Annotated in this window: 23 protein-coding genes; 3 read left to right on the plus strand and 20 right to left on the minus strand. The window is 55.5% G+C overall.

Annotation, left to right across the window (positions count from 1 at the left end; all coding sequences use genetic code 11):
• Nucleotides 1-4 precede the first annotated feature (4 nt).
• From P1U48_RS02340 to P1U48_RS02355, 4 genes are read right to left on the minus strand one after another with little or no spacing between them, the layout of a single operon-like run.
• Nucleotides 5-412, minus strand: coding sequence for a hypothetical protein (locus P1U48_RS02340; protein WP_301066796.1), 408 nt, complete (start codon nucleotides 410-412; stop codon nucleotides 5-7).
• Complete coding sequence (wecB, locus tag P1U48_RS02345; protein WP_301066798.1) at nucleotides 393-1,538, minus strand: UDP-N-acetylglucosamine 2-epimerase (non-hydrolyzing); 1,146 nt, start codon at nucleotides 1,536-1,538, stop codon at nucleotides 393-395. The genes P1U48_RS02340 and wecB overlap by 20 nt, the downstream gene beginning before the upstream one ends.
• Nucleotides 1,535-2,656 carry an NAD-dependent epimerase/dehydratase family protein gene (locus tag P1U48_RS02350; protein ID WP_301066800.1) on the minus strand — a complete coding sequence of 374 codons (1,122 nt, stop codon included), beginning with the start codon at nucleotides 2,654-2,656 and terminating at the stop codon, nucleotides 1,535-1,537. Before P1U48_RS02350 ends, wecB begins: the two co-directional genes overlap by 4 nt.
• Nucleotides 2,653-3,687 carry a polysaccharide biosynthesis protein gene (locus P1U48_RS02355; RefSeq protein WP_301066803.1) on the minus strand — a complete coding sequence of 345 codons (1,035 nt, stop codon included), beginning with the start codon at nucleotides 3,685-3,687 and terminating at the stop codon, nucleotides 2,653-2,655. Before P1U48_RS02355 ends, P1U48_RS02350 begins: the two co-directional genes overlap by 4 nt.
• A gap of 203 nt (nucleotides 3,688-3,890) precedes the next feature.
• Between P1U48_RS02355 and P1U48_RS02360 the strand changes: the two genes are divergently transcribed.
• The gene (locus P1U48_RS02360; protein ID WP_301066805.1) at nucleotides 3,891-4,982 is read left to right on the plus strand and encodes an IS630 family transposase; all 1,092 of its coding nucleotides are present in this window, start codon (nucleotides 3,891-3,893) and stop codon (nucleotides 4,980-4,982) included.
• Between the two features lie 204 nt (nucleotides 4,983-5,186).
• Here the strand turns inward: P1U48_RS02360 and P1U48_RS02365 are convergent, their stop codons facing one another.
• The 8 genes from P1U48_RS02365 to P1U48_RS02400 form a co-directional block, all read right to left on the minus strand.
• A complete protein-coding gene (locus P1U48_RS02365) occupies nucleotides 5,187-6,311 on the minus strand; it encodes a hypothetical protein (RefSeq protein WP_301066807.1) in 1,125 nt (374 codons plus the stop codon).
• Nucleotides 6,311-7,450, minus strand: coding sequence for a glycosyltransferase (locus P1U48_RS02370; protein ID WP_301066810.1), 1,140 nt, complete (start codon nucleotides 7,448-7,450; stop codon nucleotides 6,311-6,313). Before P1U48_RS02370 ends, P1U48_RS02365 begins: the two co-directional genes overlap by 1 nt.
• Nucleotides 7,451-7,488: 38 nt before the next feature.
• Complete coding sequence (locus P1U48_RS02375; protein WP_301066813.1) at nucleotides 7,489-8,343, minus strand: polysaccharide pyruvyl transferase family protein; 855 nt, start codon at nucleotides 8,341-8,343, stop codon at nucleotides 7,489-7,491.
• Between the two features lie 35 nt (nucleotides 8,344-8,378).
• A complete protein-coding gene (locus P1U48_RS02380) occupies nucleotides 8,379-9,773 on the minus strand; it encodes a flippase (RefSeq protein ID WP_301066816.1) in 1,395 nt (464 codons plus the stop codon).
• A gap of 17 nt (nucleotides 9,774-9,790) precedes the next feature.
• Nucleotides 9,791-10,153 (minus strand): MarR family EPS-associated transcriptional regulator, encoded by a 363-nt coding sequence (locus P1U48_RS02385; protein WP_301066818.1) that lies wholly within the window; start codon nucleotides 10,151-10,153, stop codon nucleotides 9,791-9,793.
• A 451-nt stretch (nucleotides 10,154-10,604) separates the two neighbouring features.
• Nucleotides 10,605-11,702, minus strand: coding sequence for a plasmid partitioning protein RepB C-terminal domain-containing protein (locus P1U48_RS02390; RefSeq protein ID WP_301066821.1), 1,098 nt, complete (start codon nucleotides 11,700-11,702; stop codon nucleotides 10,605-10,607).
• A complete protein-coding gene (locus P1U48_RS02395) occupies nucleotides 11,695-12,603 on the minus strand; it encodes a ParB N-terminal domain-containing protein (RefSeq protein ID WP_301066823.1) in 909 nt (302 codons plus the stop codon). Before P1U48_RS02395 ends, P1U48_RS02390 begins: the two co-directional genes overlap by 8 nt.
• Nucleotides 12,604-12,673: 70 nt before the next feature.
• Nucleotides 12,674-14,224: a recombinase family protein gene (locus tag P1U48_RS02400; RefSeq protein ID WP_301066825.1), complete on the minus strand. Its 1,551-nt coding sequence runs from the start codon at nucleotides 14,222-14,224 to the stop codon at nucleotides 12,674-12,676.
• Nucleotides 14,225-14,440: 216 nt separating this feature from the next.
• On the opposite strand from P1U48_RS02400, the gene P1U48_RS02405 reads away from it, so the two are divergent.
• Together P1U48_RS02405 and P1U48_RS02410 are read left to right on the plus strand one after the other, a co-directional pair.
• Entirely contained in the window at nucleotides 14,441-14,953 is a 513-nt protein-coding gene (locus P1U48_RS02405) for a transcription termination/antitermination protein NusG (RefSeq protein ID WP_301066828.1), read from the plus strand.
• A 413-nt stretch (nucleotides 14,954-15,366) separates the two neighbouring features.
• The gene (locus P1U48_RS02410) at nucleotides 15,367-15,855 is read left to right on the plus strand and encodes a hypothetical protein (RefSeq protein WP_301066830.1); all 489 of its coding nucleotides are present in this window, start codon (nucleotides 15,367-15,369) and stop codon (nucleotides 15,853-15,855) included.
• Nucleotides 15,856-15,886: 31 nt separating this feature from the next.
• Here the strand turns inward: P1U48_RS02410 and P1U48_RS02415 are convergent, their stop codons facing one another.
• From P1U48_RS02415 to P1U48_RS02450, 8 genes are all read right to left on the minus strand, one after another.
• The gene (locus P1U48_RS02415; RefSeq protein WP_301066833.1) at nucleotides 15,887-16,243 is read right to left on the minus strand and encodes a helix-turn-helix transcriptional regulator; all 357 of its coding nucleotides are present in this window, start codon (nucleotides 16,241-16,243) and stop codon (nucleotides 15,887-15,889) included.
• 5 nt (nucleotides 16,244-16,248) lie between these two features.
• Nucleotides 16,249-16,503: a type II toxin-antitoxin system RelE/ParE family toxin gene (locus P1U48_RS02420; RefSeq protein WP_301066834.1), complete on the minus strand. Its 255-nt coding sequence runs from the start codon at nucleotides 16,501-16,503 to the stop codon at nucleotides 16,249-16,251.
• A gap of 436 nt (nucleotides 16,504-16,939) precedes the next feature.
• A complete protein-coding gene (locus P1U48_RS02425; protein WP_301066835.1) occupies nucleotides 16,940-17,116 on the minus strand; it encodes a M48 family metallopeptidase in 177 nt (58 codons plus the stop codon).
• Between the two features lie 116 nt (nucleotides 17,117-17,232).
• Complete coding sequence (locus P1U48_RS02430) at nucleotides 17,233-17,655, minus strand: DNA methyltransferase (RefSeq protein ID WP_301066838.1); 423 nt, start codon at nucleotides 17,653-17,655, stop codon at nucleotides 17,233-17,235.
• 1,009 nt (nucleotides 17,656-18,664) lie between these two features.
• A complete protein-coding gene (locus tag P1U48_RS02435; protein WP_301066839.1) occupies nucleotides 18,665-19,039 on the minus strand; it encodes a hypothetical protein in 375 nt (124 codons plus the stop codon).
• 647 nt (nucleotides 19,040-19,686) lie between these two features.
• Nucleotides 19,687-20,628: a hypothetical protein gene (locus tag P1U48_RS02440; RefSeq protein ID WP_301066841.1), complete on the minus strand. Its 942-nt coding sequence runs from the start codon at nucleotides 20,626-20,628 to the stop codon at nucleotides 19,687-19,689.
• Between the two features lies 1 nt (nucleotide 20,629).
• A complete protein-coding gene (locus P1U48_RS02445) occupies nucleotides 20,630-20,920 on the minus strand; it encodes a hypothetical protein (protein ID WP_301066843.1) in 291 nt (96 codons plus the stop codon).
• Nucleotides 20,921-21,237: 317 nt separating this feature from the next.
• Nucleotides 21,238-21,930 (minus strand): hypothetical protein, encoded by a 693-nt coding sequence (locus P1U48_RS02450; RefSeq protein ID WP_301066846.1) that lies wholly within the window; start codon nucleotides 21,928-21,930, stop codon nucleotides 21,238-21,240.
• Between the last annotated feature and the right edge of the window lie 81 nt (nucleotides 21,931-22,011).

Genomic DNA, 22,011 nt, shown 5'->3' on the forward strand with positions numbered 1-22,011 from the left:
GCCCCTACTCCAAAAAAAATTCTATGGTGGGAATTGACAACGATCGCAATTCCCCTCTGTCATGCTCATGCTCATGCTCATGCTCATGCTCATGCTCATGCTCATGCTCATGCTCATGCTCATGCTCATGCTCATGCTCATGCTCATGCTCATGCTCATGCTCATGCACAGGAGAACGCGATACATCAATTCTGTTTGGCATTGGCAAATTGGCTAGCAGATCCCACCAGCTCACGGTGTAATCTGTGGGATCGAGCTGTAGCTGTAGCTGTAGAAATTCTACCCCTAAATAAAAATATGTATCTACATCGGCTTCAAAGTTAGAATATCTGATCATTGGCGCCACGGATTCTGTCGATGAATTATCAATTTTTCCACTTGATTTTTGAAGTTCACTTGTTGCGTATTCCATCCCAAGCATTCGAGAGCTTCGCCGTTCCCAGAACCAGCGAGACCACGCGTTCGGAGGTGTTGGTGACGCAATAATCAACAGGGATCGGATGCGGAGCGCCGGCGTTGCGCCGTTCAGCAAACATCCGCGTCACCGCTTCAACACCGTTCACGATGGTATCCTGATCGAGCCCCGTCGCGATGATGCATCCAACGTCGAGGCCCTCAGGACGTTCGATGGCGTCACGCGGGGTGATCGCCGGAAACCCGAGCATCGAGCTTTCTTCGGCAATCGTGCCACTGTCGGAGATGGCACAGAATGCCTTCATCTGTAGATGATTGTAGTCGTGGAACCCGAACGGTTTCATCCACTGCACTCGGTTATCGAGCGCCTGTCCATGAAGCGCATCTAGCCGCTTCCGGGTGCGTGGGTGGGTCGAGACGATGACCGGCATGTCATGGCGTTCGGCCAGCAGATTTAGCGCGCCCACAAGTTGCGCGAGACGGGTAGAGCTATCGACATTTTCTTCGCGGTGCAGTGAGGCGATGATGTATCTCTGTTCCTTGAGCTCAAGGCGGGAAAGCACATCCGAAGCATTTATCCGGTCTCGATAATGATCGAGGACCTCGCGCATCGGCGAACCAGTTAGGTAGATGCGGCGATGATGCACTCCTTCTGACAGCAGGTGCCGACGTGCATGCTCGGTGTAGACTAGGTTGAAGTCCGAGATATGGTCGACCAGCTTGCGATTGGTTTCCTCGGGCACGTTGCGGTCATAGGAGCGGTTACCGGCCTCCATGTGATAAACTGGGACTTTCATCCGGCGCGCCATGATCGCAGAAATCGCCGAGTTGGTATCGCCCAGAACCACGACTGCATCGGGCTTTTCCTCAGCCAGCACCTTTTCGCTTTCGGTCAGTATCTTACCAAGTGTTTCGCCTAATGTGCCGCCGCCGGTGCCAAGGAAATGGTCGGGCTTGCGCACGCCGAGATCTTCGAAGAACACCTCGTTCAGCTCGTAGTCCCAGTTCTGGCCGGTGTGGACGATCACGTGGTCAGTGTAGTCATCGAGGCGTGCCATTACGCGGGATAGGCGGATGATCTCGGGCCGGGTGCCGAGAATGGTCATTATCTTGAGTTGTTTCATTTCAAAACCTTGTCGGCATAAGTGTCAGGATTGGCAGGGTCGAACAGATCGTGAGTCCAAAAGAGCGTCAACAGCTCGTTATCACCGACGTTTTCGATCGAATGGGTGTGCAAGCTTGGCACGTCAACGGGCGACGGGGCGGCGCCCGACACACGATACTCCCAGACCTCGTCACTTAGCACTTTGCGGATGCGGATCACTGCCTCGCCCCGGACGACCAGAAACCGTTCGACCTTGCTCAAGTGAAAATGATCGCCACGGGTCACTCCTGGCACGGTCGTCGAGAGGAAGGTCTGCCCTCCGCCGCCGCCCTTCACGGCTTCGAACAAGGTGCCACGCGCATCGGCGTTGAGCTTCAGCGGTCGCGGAAACCCATCCGGATATAGCGCCGCCCGGTAGCTGTTGAACAGCGCGACGGTGAAAGGGTCACGGAGATCGGGATAGATATTGGCCTGGTAGTTGGCGTGAAAACGCCGCAGGAGCTCGAACAGCTCCATCACCGCGATGTCGCGCGAGACAGGCCGGATCGTGCCGATCTGGCCCTCGGTGATCGCATCCATTGCCGCTTGCGCGGCGGCGCCCGCGTGCAGGAGCGAGACCCGCCCCTCTGGGTTGATCTCGGGAGTTTCCCCCGCGATCACGGCCTCGATGAAGGTCGCCGTGACGTTGTTGTAGCGCGGGCGGGCACCTTCGCCGAAAATGTGTGGCAGCACCAAATCGGAATAGCGACCACCGATCCCAGACAGTATCTCGCCTGCGATCCGCTTTGACCGCCCGTAGGGTGTATCACGGGTCGCGTGTGTGGAGTTGGCGTAGACAACGTGCGGACGGCTTTCGGCGATTCTGCATGCTTCGGAAAGGCGTCGCGCGATGGCCGGGTTTGCGGCCTCGACCACGTCGTCGGGCGCCCGGTTCACGCCGGCAAAATGAAGCACCGCATCGGCGCCGGTGATCGCTGCGAGCAGTGCAGCATCGTCGTCGAAAGCGGCGTGGTCCAGTGTTACGAGATCGTAGGGTGCTTCTCCTCCCTTGAAGCGGGCCGCACAGTTGGCTGCATGCACCCTGACGGCGGTGTGCCAGCCGATCATGCCCCCGGCGCCTGTAATTACGATTTTCATGCCCCGGCCTTCCATGCCGTCAGCTCGGCCTGGACTTCAGGCAACGACAGCAGCAGGGCTTTCACGCCCTCGACATCGAGCCGCTCGGTATTGTGCGAATGGTAGTCCTCGTGGTGGACGGTCTCGTGTTCGCCTTCACTGAAATAGGCCTTATAGTTGAGATCCCGGTCGTCCATCCGGATGCGGTAATAGGCGCCCATATCCTCGGACTGCGTGAGCTCCTGTGCGGTGGCGAGGGTTTCGTAGAGCTTCTCAGCATGGCGCCAACCGATTTCCTCGACCGGGTGGTCGGGCACGTCGAACAGCTCCCGGAGCGCGGTGACGAGGTCCTGGATGGTCGAGGCCGCCGCCTTGCGGATGAACAGATCACCCTGGCGCGCGTGTTCGAAGGCGTGATGCACCAGCGCGACCGAGTCCCGCAACGGCATCAGGAAGCGTGTCATCCGAGGCTCGGTCACGGTTATCGGGGCGCCCGTCTTGATCTGGCGGATGAAGAGCGGGATTACGGAACCGCGCGAATACATCACGTTGCCGTAGCGGACCATGGACAAAGTTGTGGCAGAGTCCGCCCCTAGCGACCGAGCAAGTGCCACAACGAGCTTCTCCATCATCGCCTTTGACATGCCCATGGAATTCACAGGTAACACAGCCTTATCGGTCGAAAGGCAAACAACCGAGTGCACGCCATGTACTGTAGCAGATCGGATTACGTTTTCCGAACCAAGGATATTGGTCCGAACTGCTTCGATAGGAAAAAACTCGCATGATGGCACCTGCTTTAGTGCAGCCGCATGAAAGACCAATTTTGCCCCAGCCATCGCCCGTGTTACGCTGTCATAGTCACGTATATCGCCAATGAAAAATCGTACGTTCGGACTGCGAAGCGTATTGCGCAGCATATCCTGTTTTTCCTCGTCTCGACTCAAGACTCGGATTTCTTCGTACCCCTTGTGCAACAGATCGTTAAGCATCGTTTTGCCGAACGACCCGGTACCTCCTGTTATGAGAACAGGCAATTTTGTGAGCTCCACTGTTGGCTCCTTTCTGAGTAAGATAATTGACGACCGGAAAAGCCCTCAGGCTAAATTGGCTCTTCAGAGCCTGATTGCGACGAACACAAACCTTGTAGTTTCAATCGATTTTTGAATTTACCGAAACAGCGGCCGCATGTGTACTAGTGTTCCACGCCTGACATAGGATTCCCAAAGCTGCTCAGCCGTGTCATAAACGGCGGATGAGACGCTCGGACATCTGCCTTTACCTTGGCCCCGCCGACCGCGCTGGGCTTGAAGCTCTGCGCACCGACCGTAATACGCCGCGTAAGCTGGCTTGGCGGGCGGACATCGTGGTGGCGACCGCTGACGGCGCAGGCACCGTTGCGATCATGCGTCGGACTGGCATGTCTAAGCCGACGGTCTGGCGCTGGCAGGAGCGGTATCTCGATGAAGGCGTGCCCGGCCTCAAGCGCGACAAGACGCGGCCCTCTCGGGTGCCGCCGCTTCCGAGGGAGATCCGGTTGAAGGTGATCACGAAGACCGTGCAGGAGACCCCGCCCAATGCCACGCATTGGAGCCGCGCCACGATGGCAGAAGCGGTGGGTATATCGGCCTCCAGCGTGGGGCGCATATGGGCCGATGCCGGGCTGAAGCCGCACATCGTGAAAGGGTTCAAGGTCTCGAACGACCCGCTGTTCGAGGAAAAGGTCACCGAGATCGTCGGCCTCTATCTCGATCCGCCGGATCGCGCGGTCGTACTTTGCGTCGATGAGAAATCCCAGATCCAGGCGCTGGATCGGACCCAGCCTGGGCTGCCGCTGAAGAAGGGGCGCGCGGCCACGATGACCCACGACTACAAGCGCCATGGCACCACCACGCTCTTCGCCGCGCTGGACGTCAAGTCGGGCCTCGTGATCGGGGAATGCATGCCGCGTCACCGTGCCAAGGAGTTCCTGAGTTTCCTGCGCCGCATCGACCGGGCCGTGAAAAAACCCCGCGACATCCACTTGGTCCTCGACAACTACGCTACCCACAAGACGCCCGAGGTGCAGGCCTGGCTGGAAAAGCATCCCCGTTTCAAGTTGCATTTCACGCCCACAAGCGCGTCCTGGATGAACCTCGTGGAGCGCTTCTTCGCCGAGATCACGGCAAAGCGCATTCGACGTGGCAGCTACTCCAGCGTCGACGATCACGAAGGCGCGATCTACGACTACCTGTTGCAGCACAACGCCAAGCCGCAGCCCTTCGTCTGGAGCAAGACCGCCGAGGACATCCTTGCCCGCGAGCGCCGCGCACTCGATGCGCTCGACCAAATCAGGGGAAACCGGTAGCAAATGTCAGACTCGGAACACTAGGATCAAAGAACTGTTCGACGACAAGCGATATTACCTTCCACAACCGATCTGCTGAACGCTAAAGCAAGGTCTTGGTAGAGTAAGCGTCACGAAACAGCTACTTATCAATGCGGGCAAAGCAAACAATGTAACCTATCACTTCGAACCACGTTGAGTTGATTAGACAAATTAGGGCCACGCTTAATGAACCTTCGCGGTTTGCGGGCGCTTCCAGTCGACAAAAAGGAAAAGCAGCAGCGCTGGAAACATAAAAATATTATTAGTTGTTGCACCAAGCGCCAAGACTAAGACAATCCAGCTTCGGCGCTTAATAAGCCTAAGAAGTAAGACAATAAATAAAATTAATCCTTGAATACCAAATCGCATCGTCGCCTGTGTATAGCTATCATGAGAGCCGATGTTCAATATCTCTAGATTTTGAGAGTATCTTATACTGCCAAACCCGAAGGGATATTGTGCAATAACATCAATCGCGTTCACGATGGGTTCATAGCGGGCGGCAAATGCATGCTCAGATAAGATCTTGCGCTGATATTGATCAGCAGCCAAATTACCAAGCTGGCTCGATGCAACAACTGCAATTATGAAAACCAAAGCGCGGTAACGAACAGGTGACGCAATAATGAGTAGAGCAAAGAATGTGATGAAACCTGCTGTACTCATCGTTGTAAAAACTCCCGTCGTCAGTATTAATAGTCTCAGCAAAGTAACCCTTTGGTAATAAAAATAAATTGCAATCGCTGAATTTATAAACATCTGAAAAACACCCGGCTCGGAGGCAAAGCCAGAATTTCTAAAAACAGCACTATGATCAAGTATAATAAAGTTCTGCACGACAAATGATTGCCCTGGAAAATCGTAATAGGTATACCCAATGGCAAAGTTGAGCAATGCAGGCTGTGCACGCACCAACAAGTAAAGTAGAGTGGAGATAATCGTCAAAAATGTTACCAAATTCGCGTACCTCAACAAAAATTCACTAGTACTTATGCGATGTGCGAGCAGAATGGAAAATAGTACTGACAGGATTAAAAACGCTCCGGAGAGATTTATATTGTAGCCATGTGCGAGAAAATAAAAGTCAATAAGAAGGGATGGAGTGAACGCAATAAGTGCCACAAAAAGCCACTTAAATTCTGCTTTGGAGAGGCTTGGTTTGACAGTAAGAAGAGTTGCAGTGGCAAAAAATAAAAATATTGCTTTCAAATTGGTGCCGAAAATAGGTGTTGAAAAGGTGAAGACTAAAAAAGCAGGGCTTGCATAAACTCTGCATGTGCGCGCTAAATTGAGGGCAGAAACGCGCATCATCGATTTTTTTGCATTTTTGCTAAAATCTTAGTCGCCATCGTTGAGCTATTATGGGAGCAAAAATAGCGCGCCGAAACGACTTCATTTCCTGCACTAAGCTTTTTTTTGATTAATGGATTATCTAGAAGGTAAGTTGCTTTAGACAAAAAATCTACAGGATCATCTGCCCGGTATGTTATGCAATTCACTCCGTTTGATGCAAACTCTGCGAGTTCCGGAAAATCAGGAATTAAAAATGTCTTTCCGAATAATCCTGCCTCGATTGCGGGCCGGCAGAAGTGTGGGCTGTCTATCGGTAAAAGCAAAAGCTCTGTCCCCCTGAGATATGGCCTGATATCTGGAACGAGCCCGATAATATTCAACTGTGCATCAGGATGGGCATCGTCACGGACCTTCTCAAGGGTTTTGATCGCCGCCTCGCTGTAGTGACCAAGGCAGAAAATTCGGCGTCCAGGGACATTAAGCAGCGCCGGCAAGGCCGCGATAAGGTTGTTGAATCCTTTGATCGTCGCGCCGCCGCCAACGTAAAGAAGGTCCGATTCAATCGCCGGATCCCGGTTATGCTTGGGAGCTGCATAGTCTGGACTATAATTGTTGGGCAGGACAACCGGATCAAGACCATTATCTCGCGCGTGCTGCGCCCAAGTTTCGGTTATTGAAACAACGACGTCTGCTCGCTTCAGGAAAAAGCGGGTCAAACGGCCAAGCCCTCGAGAAAGACAGACGTTTTCCTGCACCACAATAGCGATGGGACGCCCGGGAAACAATCGCCTCGCGATCGGCACGGCCATGACCTGAACGCTGGACGTCAAAACAAGCGCATCAAAGCGGCCTTTAAAACGCTTGTCTAGGGGTGTTGCAATGAGTGCGATGGTCTGAAGCGCAGAAATCAAGATGTGATACAGGATCGCGGCCAAGCGAATGCCTTCGTAGGTCGGAAAGATCTGCAAGGTGAGTTTGTCGAGATCCTCAGATTGCATTGGCGCCTCGTCATAGTCGCCGGCATAGGGACCAGCAACCTGAACAGTCCCGGCTGTCCGCAAGGACACAATCAGATCGCGGATATAATACCCCGCTCCGCCCTCTATGCGCCAGTGTGGGAGAATGACGAATGAATGTTTTTTGATAGCACTCAAGAAACGTTTTCCCTAAACTTGGGCCCTGCACTTCTCTTTCACGTTGTTTTTTCTTTGAAGCGTGTTGGAAAGACCGATAGGAGCGAATCCTGTATCTCAGTTAGATTACTGATGGGCCGGCAAATGAATTTTGCCACGTTTGAATTAGCGAGGTCCCGAAACTCTGCAGCATGTGCTTGACGGCCTGTTCCGGAGAAATAGTCATGAAATTTAAACCCTTTGCCGACCACATTATCCGACACTTCACACCAGACTGCGGGCACACCAAAAGCTTCGGAAAGTATCACACCATGCAGCGATGTTGAGACGACGTATTCGCACTTAGTTATTTCATCAGCAAAGTTTTCAATGTCGGAAGTTCTGATATCTATGAAGTGGTAGCTTTGTTGCAGGCCGAGTTCTGGATTGTTGAGGGTATCCCAATCAACAAAATGTGGAACCAGGCCAATTCGACCTGCAATAGGTGCATGCTTTTTCACGATGAACCGCGAAGTGAGGAGCGCCGGGTCACCGAAAACCAATGGTGCCTCAATACCCAGAGCCTGACAGCGCTCCTGTGACAGCGGCCCCCGAACTGCGGCAACTTGTTTGGGCCGTCCTTTCGGTTTGCTATCACTTTGGATAAAGCCGCTCCCCCAGATGTAGCAATCCGAAGTGGCGTATTGCAGGATTGATCCGATTGTAAGAAGGTGAGGGCCAGATGCTGCCAACGGATTGCTATAGGGCAAATCAGCATGCGCGGCGTTTTGAATGAGCCAAGGCACCATAGAGTCACCTAGATTTTCGATACCATGGGCGTAAAAGACTGATTCCGAGACACGCTTGCGTAGAATGTGTTTTGACATCGCGAGAGCCGCTCGGTCCTTTACCTTTTTAAATACCGTAGTAGACAATATCAACTTCCTCTTCTTTCTCAAAAGCAATCGCGCTACAGTGTTTGCAGACTTGCAAAGCTTGATTTGACCGCATGGAAGCTGAATAGCCTGCAGATGATATCCGATTTGAGAGCGGACAGTTTCCGAGTTCTCACACTCAAGAGATCGAACCCGAACGCCAAAAACAGAAGTGACACGAGCGTGGCATAGACAGCCCCATCAAGGCCGAAAAACGGAATTAGGATAAAGTTCAGCAAAACGTTCAAACAAGCCGTCAGAAGTTGCCGTACGAGTGTCAGATTTTGAAGACCCTGCATCACGTACCACCGACCGCTGATTATATTCAATGACACAAAGATCAATCCAAGCGCGTGCAGCTTGAGGATGGTCGCCGTTTCGTCGAAATGACTTCCAAGGATAAGCTCCAACAAAGGATCGCTCAGCAACAGGATCACACCCCACAGGATGATAGAGAGGGTAACCAGCACGACAGAAAGGTCTTTGAACCCTTCATCAAAAGTTTCTGGCGATTGGGCGTGAATATGTGTCAGCCGCGGGTAGTAGGCGGCGACAAGCACGGTTGGAAGGATATAGAGTTGCTGACTGATCCTCGATGCGGCGGCGTAGATACCCACTGACTCGACGTCCATAAGCACGGCGATGACAATCTGGTCTACATAGAAATAACCGACCACGGCGAGCGAAGAGGCGGCTAGTGGCCAAGAGCGTTTGAGCAGGGCGACCGCGTATTCAATGCGAAACGCCCCTTTTGACAGTACAAGACCATGTTTGGATGCAAACACCACCGCAGCCGCGAAAAGGACAAGGTATTCAAGGGCGGTGACCGCTGCAAAAGAAATAACCGTGGCACCAATCAGCAGAATGGCAATCTTGCCGATCGCGCTCGCAATGATCGATATCTGTTGGGAAAGAGCGATGGATTGAAGTTCGACATGTGCCTCAAGCCCCCAAAGCAGAACCTCCAAGCCCTTCAATAGCAGTATTGCTGACAGGATGAACGCAACCCAGAACTCTGTTCCGTAACCCGGGTAGATCAATTTGATCAGGACGACAAATGCGAAGGACAGGACCAGGCTCGCAGTAAATACCATGGCCGACGCTGTGCTCAAGACCATATGGGGAGCTGTTCTTGCGCTGGCAATTTCATCAATAACAACGTCTTTGAGGCCCAACCCTGCCAACGCGCCGAAAAGCATGTAGCCGGCAAAAACGGTGCTGAACGTGCCGAATTCCGTCGGGCCAATTTCGCGCGCAATCAGCAATGTAAGAGCCGTGCCAAGAAACAAGCGCAGTATTTTCTCTGCGAAAGGCCAGGCCAAGCTCTTTGTAGGATTGATAGTCAACTTGCTATGCCCAGTTTTCGGCGCAGAATTGGCACTTTGAGTTAAAGGGTCAGATGTGAGAGCGGATAAGCCGTCACGTTCCAAGGTGGCTTCTAAGGAGGCTAATTTCGCTTATTTGTTGCTTCTGTAGCTGCTAACTCACAGCTTAATGCGTTGATCTCTTCCCTGAGCGCCTCGTACTCTTTCATCTTTCGAACCAAAAACGCTCGCGTCAGCGCTGCCTTCCGCGCAATACCTTTCGGCGTTAAAATGTAGGCATATCGGCGTTTGTCTTCTGCGGCGGTGAAATTCCCCAATTTCACCAGCCCTTTATCGATCAGGGCGTTCAGCACGTAGTGGATCCCGCCGACACTGACCCCAACTGCCTCCGCCAGTTCCCGCTGGGACATCTCAGGGTTTTCTTGCAGGAGGCGAAGCACGCGAAAATGCGTGTCCTCCTGCAGCTTGGTGCGCTTGCTGGTCATTTTGGGATTTTCTCAGGCTACCGCACAAGGCCTGCCCGCGGGGCGCCTTGTTGGATGCAAAGGTGATGTTGAAAATAGATTCCGCATCGCTCAGTCTCGAGCGATAGCAAATGCTGCATGCGCAAACAATAGGGAATTTCAGAATTTCAGAGGTTTTCGTCACTTCGGAACATGACGTAGCCACCAACCTGCAGGTGCAGGCCCAACCAGAGCGTGACCTCACTTACACTGAGGGAATAGGCGGGCCTTCAACTGCGCCTCCAATAGATAGCCTGCTTATGTGACAAGTTCATAACTGAACGACCCCGCCAGCACAAGGCTGGTTCATGGCCGCCGTTGTTTGCCGGCACCGAGCGAGGTGTGGCAGCTGACCCAAGAGGCTCGTCCCTATGTCGGTCATAGATAACTCAATTTGGTAGATATTCCGCAATCTGACTGCGGGCCGATCCCGTCACCCGATTTGGCCATCGATTCCAGGGGCCGACACCGCGTCAATATCGTCTTTCGCCAATTGGGCGTGTGCTGTCGATGTGGTAGCGCTCGACCCATCCTCCTGCTCGGCCTGTTCCACTGCTTCCTCCATGCTGACCGTGTTCAGCACCAGTTCGAACTGCTCGAAGATTTCGGACGCATGCCGCGCCACGTAGGACCTGACTGCTTCGTTCTCCATCAGCTTTTTCAGGTAGCCCTTGGCGACAACCAGGTTCAGCAGCTCCGACCCGTAGTTCTCCTCGGCATGCTTGTACTTTTCCTGCACCTGGCTCATCTCGCGCTCGAGCTTGACGATCTGTTCCAGCGGATCCCCCTTGGGCTGTTCCGGCCGCGGCGGCTTGTAGTCGGTGCGCTGTTCCGGCGGCGTAGCCTTCAGGAGGGCGTCCGCATGGGCGGCAGTGATCGTGTTCGCCGCGATCATCAACTCGACCGCCTCGATCTGCCGGGCGGCCTTCATCTTGCGCAGGTGCCGGGTCACATCCGGGGTGAACTGGTGGTCCTGCAGGAGTTCCACCGCCTTGGGGCAGATCCCGTGCAGCAGGTTGATCCGACTGTTGATGGTCGAAAGGTTCACGTTGAAGGCGCGCGCAAGCCGCTCCTTGCTGACGCCCTTATCAATCGCACGCCGCAGCATGTAATGCTCCTGCACGGTTGAGAGGCGATTGATCCGGTGGTTGTAGGTGTAGGTTTCAAAATCCTTGGCGATCAGGCAGGGCGCGGTGTCCTGACCGAGCTCCTTCAGGGCCAGCACGCGCAAATTGCCGTCGAGCAGCAGAAACCCCGCCGCCTCCGGATCCGGCTTGATCACCGAGAGCGGCTCGATCAATCCTATTTCTCGGATCGAGGACACGATCTGTTTGAACTTGCGCGTGGTCATCACGCCGTCTGGCACCTTTTTCGAAGGCATCAGTTCTTCGAGTGGGATCTGGAAGGTCTCAAGGTCAAAGCCGAGGGTCAGGTTCAACGGCGCCGTGGGATAGGGCGCGTCGTTCTCATCACTGTCGGGCTGGGGAAAGGCTCCGGGGTAGATCGGCTTCACAGTACTGAGGTCATTCATGGGATGTTCCTTTCGGGGGGCAGGCGGTTTCAATGCGGTCGGCGAGGTATTTCGGCAGGCTGTCGAGGCCTTCGGCGCGCAGGAGCGTCACGAAGTGCTCATCGGCAAAAAGGCGTTTCAGCCCTTGGACCACCAAGAGCAGCTGCTGATGCGCGTGGTCGGCTTTCAGCATCAGCTTGTGTTGGCGGGCGACCTCGCGCTGGTAGGTCTTAACCAGCGAATGCGCTGAGTTCGGCAGCTTCGGGCGATCGCCGCTGGTTTTCGGACCCTTTTCGCGGCGCTTTTCGATAAGCCGCTTGGCATCCGTGATCTGGTGCCCCTTGAGTTGGCCGGTCTTGTAGGCCTCTTCCAGCATGTCGCCGAGGTTTTCATCGTCATGCTTGGCGCGCGCGATCTCGAGGGCGGTGGTCAGCGGAATGGTCCCGTTCTGCACTGCTTCAATCAGGCGTTCCTCGCCCTTTTCCAGCAGAAAGACGATGTCCCGGACGTATTTCTCGGACAGTCCCGTGCGGGTGATGATGTCGTCGATGCTGTAATCCCGCGCGAGCAGGAGTTCGATGTCGGCCAGAATCTCCAGCGGGCGATGGCCCCGCCGGGCGATGTTTTCGGCCAGCGACATGATGAAGGCGTCTTCATCCGTCACGTTTACTACCAGCGCCGGGATGTGGCTTTCGCCAAGCAGCCGAAAAGCATTCAAGCGCCCTTCGCCGCAGACCAGCAAATAGGCGGGCGCCCCATCGGCGCCTTCGCGCTCTGTCACGGTGATCGGCTTTTTCAGGCCGATGGAGCGGATGTTTTCAACGATCTCCTCGAAGACCTTCATGTTGCGGTCCCGGGAATTCAGGACCTCGATCCGGTCGATGGGGACGAGCGTAACGCTCTCGGGTGTGTCAGTCATCATGGGCGTGGTTTCCTTCTTCGATGCGATTGTTCATGTTTTGTACTTTCTTGGATTTCCATCATCCCGACCCTCATCCCCACTTCCTGCGAATGCCGACCCGCTCGGCCATGCCGTAGAAAAAGCCGAGGTCCTCGAAGCGGAAGGCCTCGAAAGCGATGCTGGTGCGGTTGCAAAGACGGATTTCCTGCCGGGGGAGGTCGAGCCAAGGCAGCAGGTAGTAATCAAGCTCCTCGCGATTGTCGGGGTCGAGCCGCACGGCCAGTGTCACGTCGGCCTGATAGCGCGTCGGGTCAAACCGGATCCGCCAGCGCAGCCGTCCATCGCCTTGCGGTTGGCAGCGCGCCAGCACCAGACTGACGACCATTTCACCGTTGATGGTTAGCAGGTCGGTCTTGGGATCGCGCGCCACCGTGCCACCAACCTCGGCAATCGTGGCCTCCGTACGTGAAATGATCTCCGGATGCATCCCACGCAGGCGCTTGTTCAGCGCGATGCGTTCTTGATCGCGGTCCGAGCGATAGCCAATCATCTCATAGGCCCGGGCGAGCGAGCCGAACCGGTTCCGATAGGCCGATGACGAGGGCATATCCGGCGTTTGATCAATCAGCACCCCGGAAAGCTGGCCCGCGTCCGCGTAGAGCCGTTTCAGGTGATCCAGCAGTTCTTCGTCAGAAAGGCGCGCGGACCGTGCCGTGATGATTTCCTGCGCCGTCAGGAAAAACTCCAGCGGCACGATCCCCTCGAAGGCGCCTTCCTTACGAACCCACATGTCGGGCGGGTTTTCCACATGCAGTTTCTTCAGCTTGAAGGAGGACCGGTTGTAGACATTGTTGCCGATGTATTTCTCGTTGGTCAGAACCGTGCGAACCGTGCCGGAAGTCCATGGCCGGTCCAGATCGGTGGTGACACCTTCTTCGTTCAGGCGGTCGGCGATCTCGCGGAAGGACAGATCCTCCTCGATCAGCCAGCGGTACATCTTGTTGACCCAGGCGACTTCCTCGTCGGGGCCGGGCATCAGGATGACGCGGTCGGTTTGTAGCGACTTGTGCTCACCGCGTTTTAGCTCGCCCTTGATCTCGCCGCGCTCGTTCACAAGCACCCGGCGCAAGCCAAAGCCCGCCGCGCCGCCTTGACGGAACCCCAGCTCAATCAGGCGGCACTGGCCAGCGAAGACCTTGACCGAAAGTTCCCGGCTGTATTCTCCGGCCATGGCGCGTTTGACGCCCTTGACGATGGTCGAGACGGGAGAGCCATCGTTTTCAAACTGCTCGGCGCAATAGGCGACGTTGATGCCGGCGCGCTTGCAGATGTATTCGTAATAAGCACTCTCGTCGGCATCCTGGAAGCGGCCCCAGCGGCTGACGTCATAGACCAGGATCACGTTGAAGTCGGCGGCACCACTTTCCACATCGGCGATCAACTGCTGCAAGGCAGCGCGTCCACCAATGGAGAGGCCGCTCTTGCCGTCATCGGCATAGGTCTTGATGATCTCGATGCCGCGCTTGTCGGCATATTCACGGATCTTGTCGGACTGGTTGTGCGTCGAATACTGCTGGTGCTCCGTCGACATGCGCACATATTGCGCCGCCCGAAACTCGGTAATCTCGCCGCTCCCGTCCAACTCAGCCTCCGATCCGTCGTCAAGTCGGTCGGACGTTTGCGTGGGCGGCAAAAGGTATCAAGCTGATAGTGCTGGATTATCACATTATATCAATGCACTGGGCGGTGATCGTTCCATCACCTTCATCAAAATGTCACATCACACCCGGAAAACCATACTTGCATCTGTTCAAGTTCGAGCGATATGTGGGGCACAGAGTTTTAATGAGGGTCCGAGATGACATTCCATGATCGCGGCACAAGCTGGTTTCTGGCGCAGCTGAAGCCGAACTGCGCGAACATCGCGGACAAGAACCTCAAGCGCCAGGGCTTCCAAACCTTTCTGCCGATGGAGGAGGAGACACGCCAGCGGAACGGCAAGTTCGTCACCGCAATGCGGCCGCTGTTTCCTGGCTACATCTTCGTGGCCTTCGATGTGGCGCGCGGGTTCTGGCGGACGGTCAACTCGACTTACGGCATCACGCGGCTGGTGAGCTTCGGCAAAGAACCGACGGCGGTGCCGCTGGATCTGGTCTCGCAGCTGATGCTTCGCTGCGACGCCAAAGGCAAGTTGCTGCCGCCAAAGCTCCTGAAGTCCGGCGATCAGGTGACTCTGACCAAAGGGCCCTTTGCCAATTTCGTGGCAGAGGTGGAAAAGATCGCACCGGACCGACGCGTTTGGGTCCTGATGGAAATCATGGGTGGGCAGACCCGGGTTGCGGTAGGGGCGGACCAGTTGCGGGCGGTTTGAGCGGAAACGCCTGCGCTCTCAGACAGTGAGTCACTCGTTGTAAATCATTGATGCAACGTCTAAATTGCTAGCGTCGTCAGAATGTGCGTACGTGCCTGTTCGCCACGAGAATATTTGGTTGTCGCTTGACAGCTGCGCTGCATGGGATTAGATAGTGGCTCGAACCAAACACCCGTCGAAGGACATTGAAAGCGCTTTGCAAGAGCTTGAGGCCTTGGGCTGGAGTGTCGAGGAAGCCAAAGGGCGTAGCGCACATTCATGGGGATATGTCTTGTGTCCGGCCAATGCGGGAAATGCATGTCGATCTGGAGTGTTTTGCCGGATGTCGGTTTGGAGCACGCCCAGAAACCCGCGCAACCATGCACGTGAGCTGATCCGGAAGGCCTCTGGGTGCGTGATGAAGGAGAATGATGATGGCTAAAGATGTTGAGTTCGAATTTGATATCGTTGTCTCGCTGCCGAAGGGCGCTGGAGACGAGGATGCCATCATGGACGCCCTTTTTGAGGCGGGCTGCGATGATGCCGTCGTTGGCCTCGGGGCCTCTGGCCTAGTTGGCTTGGGCTTCACGCGTGGTGGTGAAGATGCCGAGGTGGTGATTTCTAATGCCGTGAAGCAGGTGTTGTGCGCGTTGCCGGAAGGGGCCCAGCTTCGCGAAGTGAAGCCAGATCTTGTGAGCCTGGCGGACGTTGCCGCCCGTCTTTCAGTTTCGCGCCAGGCATTGCAAAAGAGAGACATGCCCCCGCCGTCTCTCGGCGGGTTGTATCGTGCCTCGGAAATGCTGCCTGCTTTGGAAGCGCAACCTGGAAAGGTGCGTGATGCGCTTGAAGCAGCGCGCGGTTGGTTCGCTTCTGCAGCGGCCGCCCAGAAGATCAACGCACGCGCCAGCCTTGGGCAGAGCTGAATTGGCGAAGGTCGTACGCCTTTTTAGCACGTTATACGTCGGACGCCTCGAACAGGTCATCCATGTCGACTTGCAGCGTAGTTGCCAGTTTCTTGAGGGTGGATGCGGACCCAGTTTTACGACCTGCTTCGATGTCGATGATCTGGATGCGGTTAACACCTGACTGGCGCGCCAATTCAGCTTGAGACAAACCGCGGTGTTCGCGCCAGACGGTCAGCGGGGCATCACCGGCCAGTAAACGGTCGACAACAGGCGACGGGATCAGTTCCTCGGTTCCAGCTTTGATCCGGGCCAAGACGTCGGCCGCGCTGTTCAGATCAGCCATGTCCTCCTCGATCGCTTTTAGGCGGAGGTATTCGTCTTTGGTGATGGTTACCATTTCATTCATTTCGCTCACTCCTTGTAAGCACTGCCGCGCGCCTTGATGTCTAGGATCTCGAGGACAACACCTTTGCACATCACAATTCGCCAATCTCCCACCCGCAACCGAAGCATCCCATCCATGCCCTGCAGCGCTTTGACGTTATTCGCCTGCGAAGCCGGGTCGTCGGCGTACGCGCTGATCTTATCTCGAATTCGCAAGGCCCAGTTCCGTGGCATTCGCACAAGCGCCTTCTGGGCGGTTTTCGAGTAGACGATTTCTTTCATGGCCTCATGTAGCCTGTAGCGACTGTGTAGTCAATGACTACCCGCCTTGGTGAGCGAGTTTGTTCCCAGCGCCATTTGGGGCGAGTGACTTTCGAACTCGGCACCCTATTAATGATTACAATGATTTAAGGGGTAGAGAGGGTCCGACCCCAGGCCCATTCCCTCCGCCACTTGCCCCCGCGAAAGCGTTCTCCCGATCCGGCTGCGGCCTGATTTTTCCGTTGTGTTCGAGGGTTATGCGGGAGGGGCTGAACACTGGCCCCGGCGCCAGGAGGCCCGTAATCGGTGTCTCTGGGCCGATATTCTCCGGACCTCATGACTGCGCCGATTTGGTGAATTTCTTATAAGCTCATGTAAACATTAAGGAAATTAGAGCTGTCGAAATTGCTTGGATTGCAGTCGTGTTTGCGTCTGCCGCGACCGGGTTCGGAAATTCTCAGGCCATGGCGCGTTCCAGCCTCTGCTTCCTACGCTCCCAATCGGGCATTACCTTGTCGAGAAGTTCGAAGAACGCCGCCCCGTGATGAGGCTCGGCCACATGGCAGAGTTCGTGGGTGATCACGTAGTCGATGGCGTCGACCGGGGCCTGAACTAGACGAAGATTGAGTAGCAAGCGTCCGGCCGGCGACATGGACCCCCATCTTTGCCGGGTCTTACAACAACGACCGCCCGAACATGGGCATCGGCGGCATCACACCCGCCCAGAAACTGAAAATGGCCGCGTAAGTTCTACGAAGGCACCCCGCTAAAAATGGGGGGATTACCACGCCGCGAGACTTTGCCCTTGTTGACCGCACTCTTGAATGAGACGACAGCATTGCCCCAAAGCGTTGATACGCTGGCCAATAGCTTCTGGATTGCGCGCTTGACCCGAATTGGGCGGCGCAAGGGCACGAGCGCGCCCAAGTCCTTTGTTGCCTCAATCCAAGGCGTCGTGTGCGACGCAGGATTGGAAAAAGACTTTTCTGTCTTCTTCATTTTTCTCCGCTGCGGTGCGTAGAGCGGAAACTTTGGCATTGGATTGTTAAGGGCGTATTCGACCCGCAACTTGGCAACCTCGAAATACGATTTGTCGCGCTCGATTCCGATGAAATTGAAGCCAGCCCAAGCCGCCGCCATACCGGTCGCGCCTGTTCCCATAAATGCGTCCATCACGGTAAGCAATGCGTCCCATCTTTGGCTCCGACTCTTTGTGCGCAGTAAAAATCGCGCTTTGGGGCACAGAGGGATGAGAATGACCTTGCTAAGAAAAAAGCCCAGCTAAGTCACTGACTTTGCTAGGCTTTTTCGATATTGGCTCCGGCGGTAGGGAACGGACCTAACTTTTCCCGTCTGCCGTAACACATTGAAAATAAACGACTGTGTTGTTGTCTCGTAGGATTCTAAACCGCCGTCTTGTGAAATCTTTGTGAAAGAAGAGTGTAAGAAACGGGGCCACAGGGCGCAAGGCCCGCAGCACGGAAATGTCGAAAATCGAATTCACCACACTACCGGTTGTGATCCTGTCAAAATAACTCGGTAGGGAAAGCTCAGGTTCGGTTCCGGTTCGTGACTTCGCTTTCGCGGGGCAAGTTAAAGACGCAGGCCGAACCCAGCTGCTTCACGAGGGTTTTCCCGGAGCGGTGGACGGCGACCCGGAAATGCCGGGCCTGGGGCACGTCGAGGATCCGGGTCGGCCGGAAAGAGACCCAGTTCATCCCGCCAGGTTGCCGCAGGCTTTCATAGGCGATCCCGTCATGCGGGCCTGTCGGGACGGACCGACCGAAAACCTGGGCGGTGGCGGATCCCCTGAGGTGCCCCGTGCAGGAACGCGGCCATGACGACGCTTGCGTTGGGACGGCCGTAGACCCAGTCGGACCTCGCAAGCCGCCGGAGACGGGGCGCCAAGAGGTGGTCGTTGGTCCAGCCTTCGAGCTCGAAGACCGGGGCGATATCCTCGGGTGCTGTCACCGTCTCGAACGCGGCGATCAGGGGGAAGCGGGACGGGATCAGGCGGTGCGCGCGTACCGGCGCATGGGCTAGGCGCGTCACGTCGAGACGAGGTCTGTCGGGCGCACCGGCTCCACATCTGTCCCTTCGCCAGGTCCGCCGCATAGCCCGCCGCGCCAGCCGTCGAGGTGGCGCCGCACTGTGAGTATCCCGTCGAGCCCGCCCCCGATCATCACCTCCAGCGTGCCTGGCCCCCGAAGGCCTCGCCGCGATGCGGGCCCTTGAGCCAGGTCATCGCCTCCGCCTCGTTCGGGAATAGGATGCCGAGCGTCTTGTGAATGCCCAAAGTCCTCGAGATCCGGGTGAGCGTGTCTAGCGGCAGAGACAGGGGCACCGCCGCGCGGGCCTTCTTGACCCACTCGTGGTAGGTCGAGTTCGACGGCTCGCCGAGCAGCGCGATCCGGTCCCGCGTGGTTATCCTGTAGCGATCCGCGATAGCAAGGAAGGCCCGCAGGCCCGGGCCGCTGACGCGGCAGCGCGCCTCCGAGTCGATCTCCTGCGGGGCGGGCTCTGACCCGGCCTGTTCGGGCAGCTGAAGAATGATCATGTGGGATCCTTCATTCAGTTTCGAACTCACGGTCCAAATCAGGATAAATGGCAAGGGTACAGCTTGTCGGGCTCCTGGTCTTCTCAGTCGTCTTTTAGTTGCATCGCGAGCCGACTTTGAAGCAGTTCATACACACTCTCGCGTTATGCGGCACTATCGGAATTTCAGAAGGGAAACCCGAAAAACTGCGTAAACCAGAAGTACAGAGACCAGGTCGCCCGGATCGAATGTCGATACTGATCGAACTGACTGCGACATCTCGGCAAGGACACCACACCCTAAGGCGAACCTCAGCAGCGGAACGTCTTCGGATCGGTTCGGTGATACCATAAGCGCACAAAACGATAGTGCGACCTGCATTATAAGCGATGGAAAGACGGAACAGATCGTTAGGCGGCATGTACCTGCCAGAATAGCATCGTTTCTTGTCAGGGAGAAAAGAGTCTGCCGCAAGGGCAAGGACAGATAACGCCAGCCCTCGAGATCCCGAAACACCAAAGAAAAAGCGACACCTACCAAGGTTGCCAAGACTGTCACCAGAAACAATAGTAGCCTACGGCGGTGCATTATTCGGGCGCTACCGGAACTCACGTCTCACACGCCCATTCTGGGTAGGGAGAGCCTTCATCACACCAACATTTCATCTCTCAGAAGCCCAGGCGCAGCCCCATCCCGAAAACATTCGTGGTAGCGTCATATATGGCGAGGTTGGCGTTGGACCTCTCTTGGCGGGCGTAGATGGTGAAGCGCCCCAGACCTGACGCGTCCAACGAGACCGCATAGCCGATTTCGGCGAGCGTATTTGTCTCGCTGCGCGCGGCGGGTTGCCCAGACCGGGCATTCTGGTCCTCTTCCCAGTCTACCCCCAGTTGGGTGTAGGCCTGACCCGGACCGATGTCCCGCCCCAGCCGCAGCCCGAGGCCCACATCATGACCGGACCGGCCGGAGACATCCGAGGAGCGCAGGTTGAACCGGGCGTCAGCTGTCAGGTCGAACTCACCGAAGCTGTCACGATATTCCGCATCGAACCCGACCCGCGAAACCGACCCACTTGTGACCAGCGACTGCCATCCACCGGTCAACCCGAAATCCAGGCGGGCGCCGCTCTCAATGGTACGCCGATAGCCAAGACGGAGCGATACGTCGTCCACGGCGTCGGAAGCCCAGCTGGCATCAAAACGCGCGACGGTCGCCCGCAGATCGAGCCGATCGTTCGGACCGTCGTGAAACCGGAAGGACAGGGCCGCGCCGAAAGCAGTCGAATGTTCCCCGCTTTCAAGGAAGCTCCGATGACGAACGAACGGAGACAGCGTAAACGGCATACCGCCCAGGTCGGTCCGGATCGCATTCAGCCAGATTGCACCGGCGCTGAGCACGGTGTCAGAGGTCGCGCGAAGCTCGTCGGGCGTGTCCACCTCGATGCCGCCGCGGAATATCCGATCGGCGGAGGTGCCGCCAAAGGCGTTATCGCTGTGGTAAAGTCCGAAAAGCGGGACGATCCGGCTCTCCTGAGCTGAAACGGCTTCTCCTATCATCGCAACCAAAGAAGCGAAAACAAGAAGGGATACATGAGTAGAACCGATCTTCATATTAGTAGCACTCCGGAAGCCCAAAATTCTCGGAAATAGAGCAGTCAATCGCATCCACATCATCACCAATATCGTCAACAGTGCTATTTACATCTTCAGCCGCATCCAAACCTCGCGAGAGCCAAGTTACTGTCGGAAAATTCTCCTCTACGTATTCAGTCGCATTCTCTCCCATTGTGAGAGTGATGCATAGACCGACGATAGTGATTCTCGCTCCCACTCTGGCACGTCTTAAATAAGCCGTTGTGCGCCCGCTGACGTTACCCGTTTCTTTTGGTGTCTGGTGATTCATGCCGCTTCTTCTCTTGGTCTAGATTTCGTAGCAGAGCGAAGGTTAGTTTTAGTTGCAGGGTCTTTCCAACCTAACGCTAACTATCAAAAGACCTCCTCTTGCATCTTTCGATGTTCGCAGCGTGACGTGCAGCTACCTTTCCGGAAAGTAACGACTTCACTGATTTCACTCTAAGACCTTCCTTGTAGGATTATGCGTAACCCCTAATTAAATGGAACGGCTATTTCTTCCCGCTTCACCTGTCAGTTCGCACGCAGTGTGGTGGTGTTGGCTTAAGGCAGCTGAATGAGGTTGATACCGCATATTGATTAATCGGTTCAGCAAATAGACGAATTTTCGACAAGCGAGCAATCAGGTCCAAGTATCTCTCCAGGCCCATCATAGTCGTCAAACGTGTCATCGTTGGTATCTTCCGTGACTTGCGCGGCTTCTTCCATGCGTCGCATGGCGGCAGCGAGTCCTGACAGAGTGCCAGATTGATCACTCCTGCGGCGCTCAGCGGCCTCCTCTTGCTCCCTTATTCGGTCAAGGACACCTTCCGCTGCCCTAGTAACAGATGAGGCGTCTCGTGCGGTCGTTGGGATAGGGATCTGTTCGCTCCTTGTCGACGGATCTGCAATACAGCAGGTCCCGTCGGGGGCAGAGATTTCGATGTCGGCGCCTAACACGCTACCGTAAATAAACCCCTCAGGGGTCCATTGCGCCTGTTGCGTGATGTAAAGCTGAACGGTATGGCCTGATTGAAGTGTTATAGGATCTCCCTCTTTGAATCTGGGAGTTAATTCCATTTCGTTTAACTGTACGACCGTTTCGCTAGCCGCTACAACCATCGCTCCGGCCACACCAAGAGTATGGCCAGCATCGCCTGGTTTCGTAGCGTCGCCTTCGCCCATTGTGAGAGAGACACATAACGCCGCGATTAACACTCTGACAGAGATGTAAGGGCCATAACTGGCATCGCCGCTCGAAAGCCCCAGTTTCAATCGGTTTTGGAGATGCAGACCGTTCACATTACAACCCTTGTCCATTTGCTTAACTAGGCAGCACACCTATAAATTACTTATCAAACAAATGATCTTGTGATTCATTTC

It is taken from the genome of Pseudooceanicola sp. (genome assembly GCF_029213205.1).
GTDB lineage: Bacteria > Pseudomonadota > Alphaproteobacteria > Rhodobacterales > Rhodobacteraceae > Pseudooceanicola.

Excerpts from the sequence above, each read along its gene's own strand:
- P1U48_RS02395 (WP_301066823.1), bottom strand. The coding sequence starts at position 12,603 with ATGATGACTGACACACCCGAGAGCGTTACGCTCGTCCCCATCGACCGG.
- P1U48_RS02420 (WP_301066834.1), bottom strand. The coding sequence starts at position 16,503 with ATGAAAGAAATCGTCTACTCGAAAACCGCCCAGAAGGCGCTTGTGCGA.
- wecB (WP_301066798.1), bottom strand. The coding sequence starts at position 1,538 with ATGAAACAACTCAAGATAATGACCATTCTCGGCACCCGGCCCGAGATC.
- P1U48_RS02440 (WP_301066841.1), bottom strand. The coding sequence starts at position 20,628 with ATGAAGATCGGTTCTACTCATGTATCCCTTCTTGTTTTCGCTTCTTTG.
- P1U48_RS02405 (WP_301066828.1), top strand. The coding sequence starts at position 14,441 with ATGACATTCCATGATCGCGGCACAAGCTGGTTTCTGGCGCAGCTGAAG.
- P1U48_RS02360 (WP_301066805.1), top strand. The coding sequence starts at position 3,891 with ATGAGACGCTCGGACATCTGCCTTTACCTTGGCCCCGCCGACCGCGCT.
- P1U48_RS02415 (WP_301066833.1), bottom strand. The coding sequence starts at position 16,243 with ATGAATGAAATGGTAACCATCACCAAAGACGAATACCTCCGCCTAAAA.
- P1U48_RS02435 (WP_301066839.1), bottom strand. The coding sequence starts at position 19,039 with ATGATCATTCTTCAGCTGCCCGAACAGGCCGGGTCAGAGCCCGCCCCG.
- P1U48_RS02340 (WP_301066796.1), bottom strand. The coding sequence starts at position 412 with ATGGAATACGCAACAAGTGAACTTCAAAAATCAAGTGGAAAAATTGAT.
- P1U48_RS02430 (WP_301066838.1), bottom strand. The coding sequence starts at position 17,655 with ATGGACGCATTTATGGGAACAGGCGCGACCGGTATGGCGGCGGCTTGG.
- P1U48_RS02385 (WP_301066818.1), bottom strand. The coding sequence starts at position 10,153 with ATGACCAGCAAGCGCACCAAGCTGCAGGAGGACACGCATTTTCGCGTG.
- P1U48_RS02445 (WP_301066843.1), bottom strand. The coding sequence starts at position 20,920 with ATGAATCACCAGACACCAAAAGAAACGGGTAACGTCAGCGGGCGCACA.
- P1U48_RS02410 (WP_301066830.1), top strand. The coding sequence starts at position 15,367 with ATGGCTAAAGATGTTGAGTTCGAATTTGATATCGTTGTCTCGCTGCCG.
- P1U48_RS02365 (WP_301066807.1), bottom strand. The coding sequence starts at position 6,311 with ATGCGCGTTTCTGCCCTCAATTTAGCGCGCACATGCAGAGTTTATGCA.
- P1U48_RS02350 (WP_301066800.1), bottom strand. The coding sequence starts at position 2,656 with ATGAAAATCGTAATTACAGGCGCCGGGGGCATGATCGGCTGGCACACC.
- P1U48_RS02390 (WP_301066821.1), bottom strand. The coding sequence starts at position 11,702 with ATGAATGACCTCAGTACTGTGAAGCCGATCTACCCCGGAGCCTTTCCC.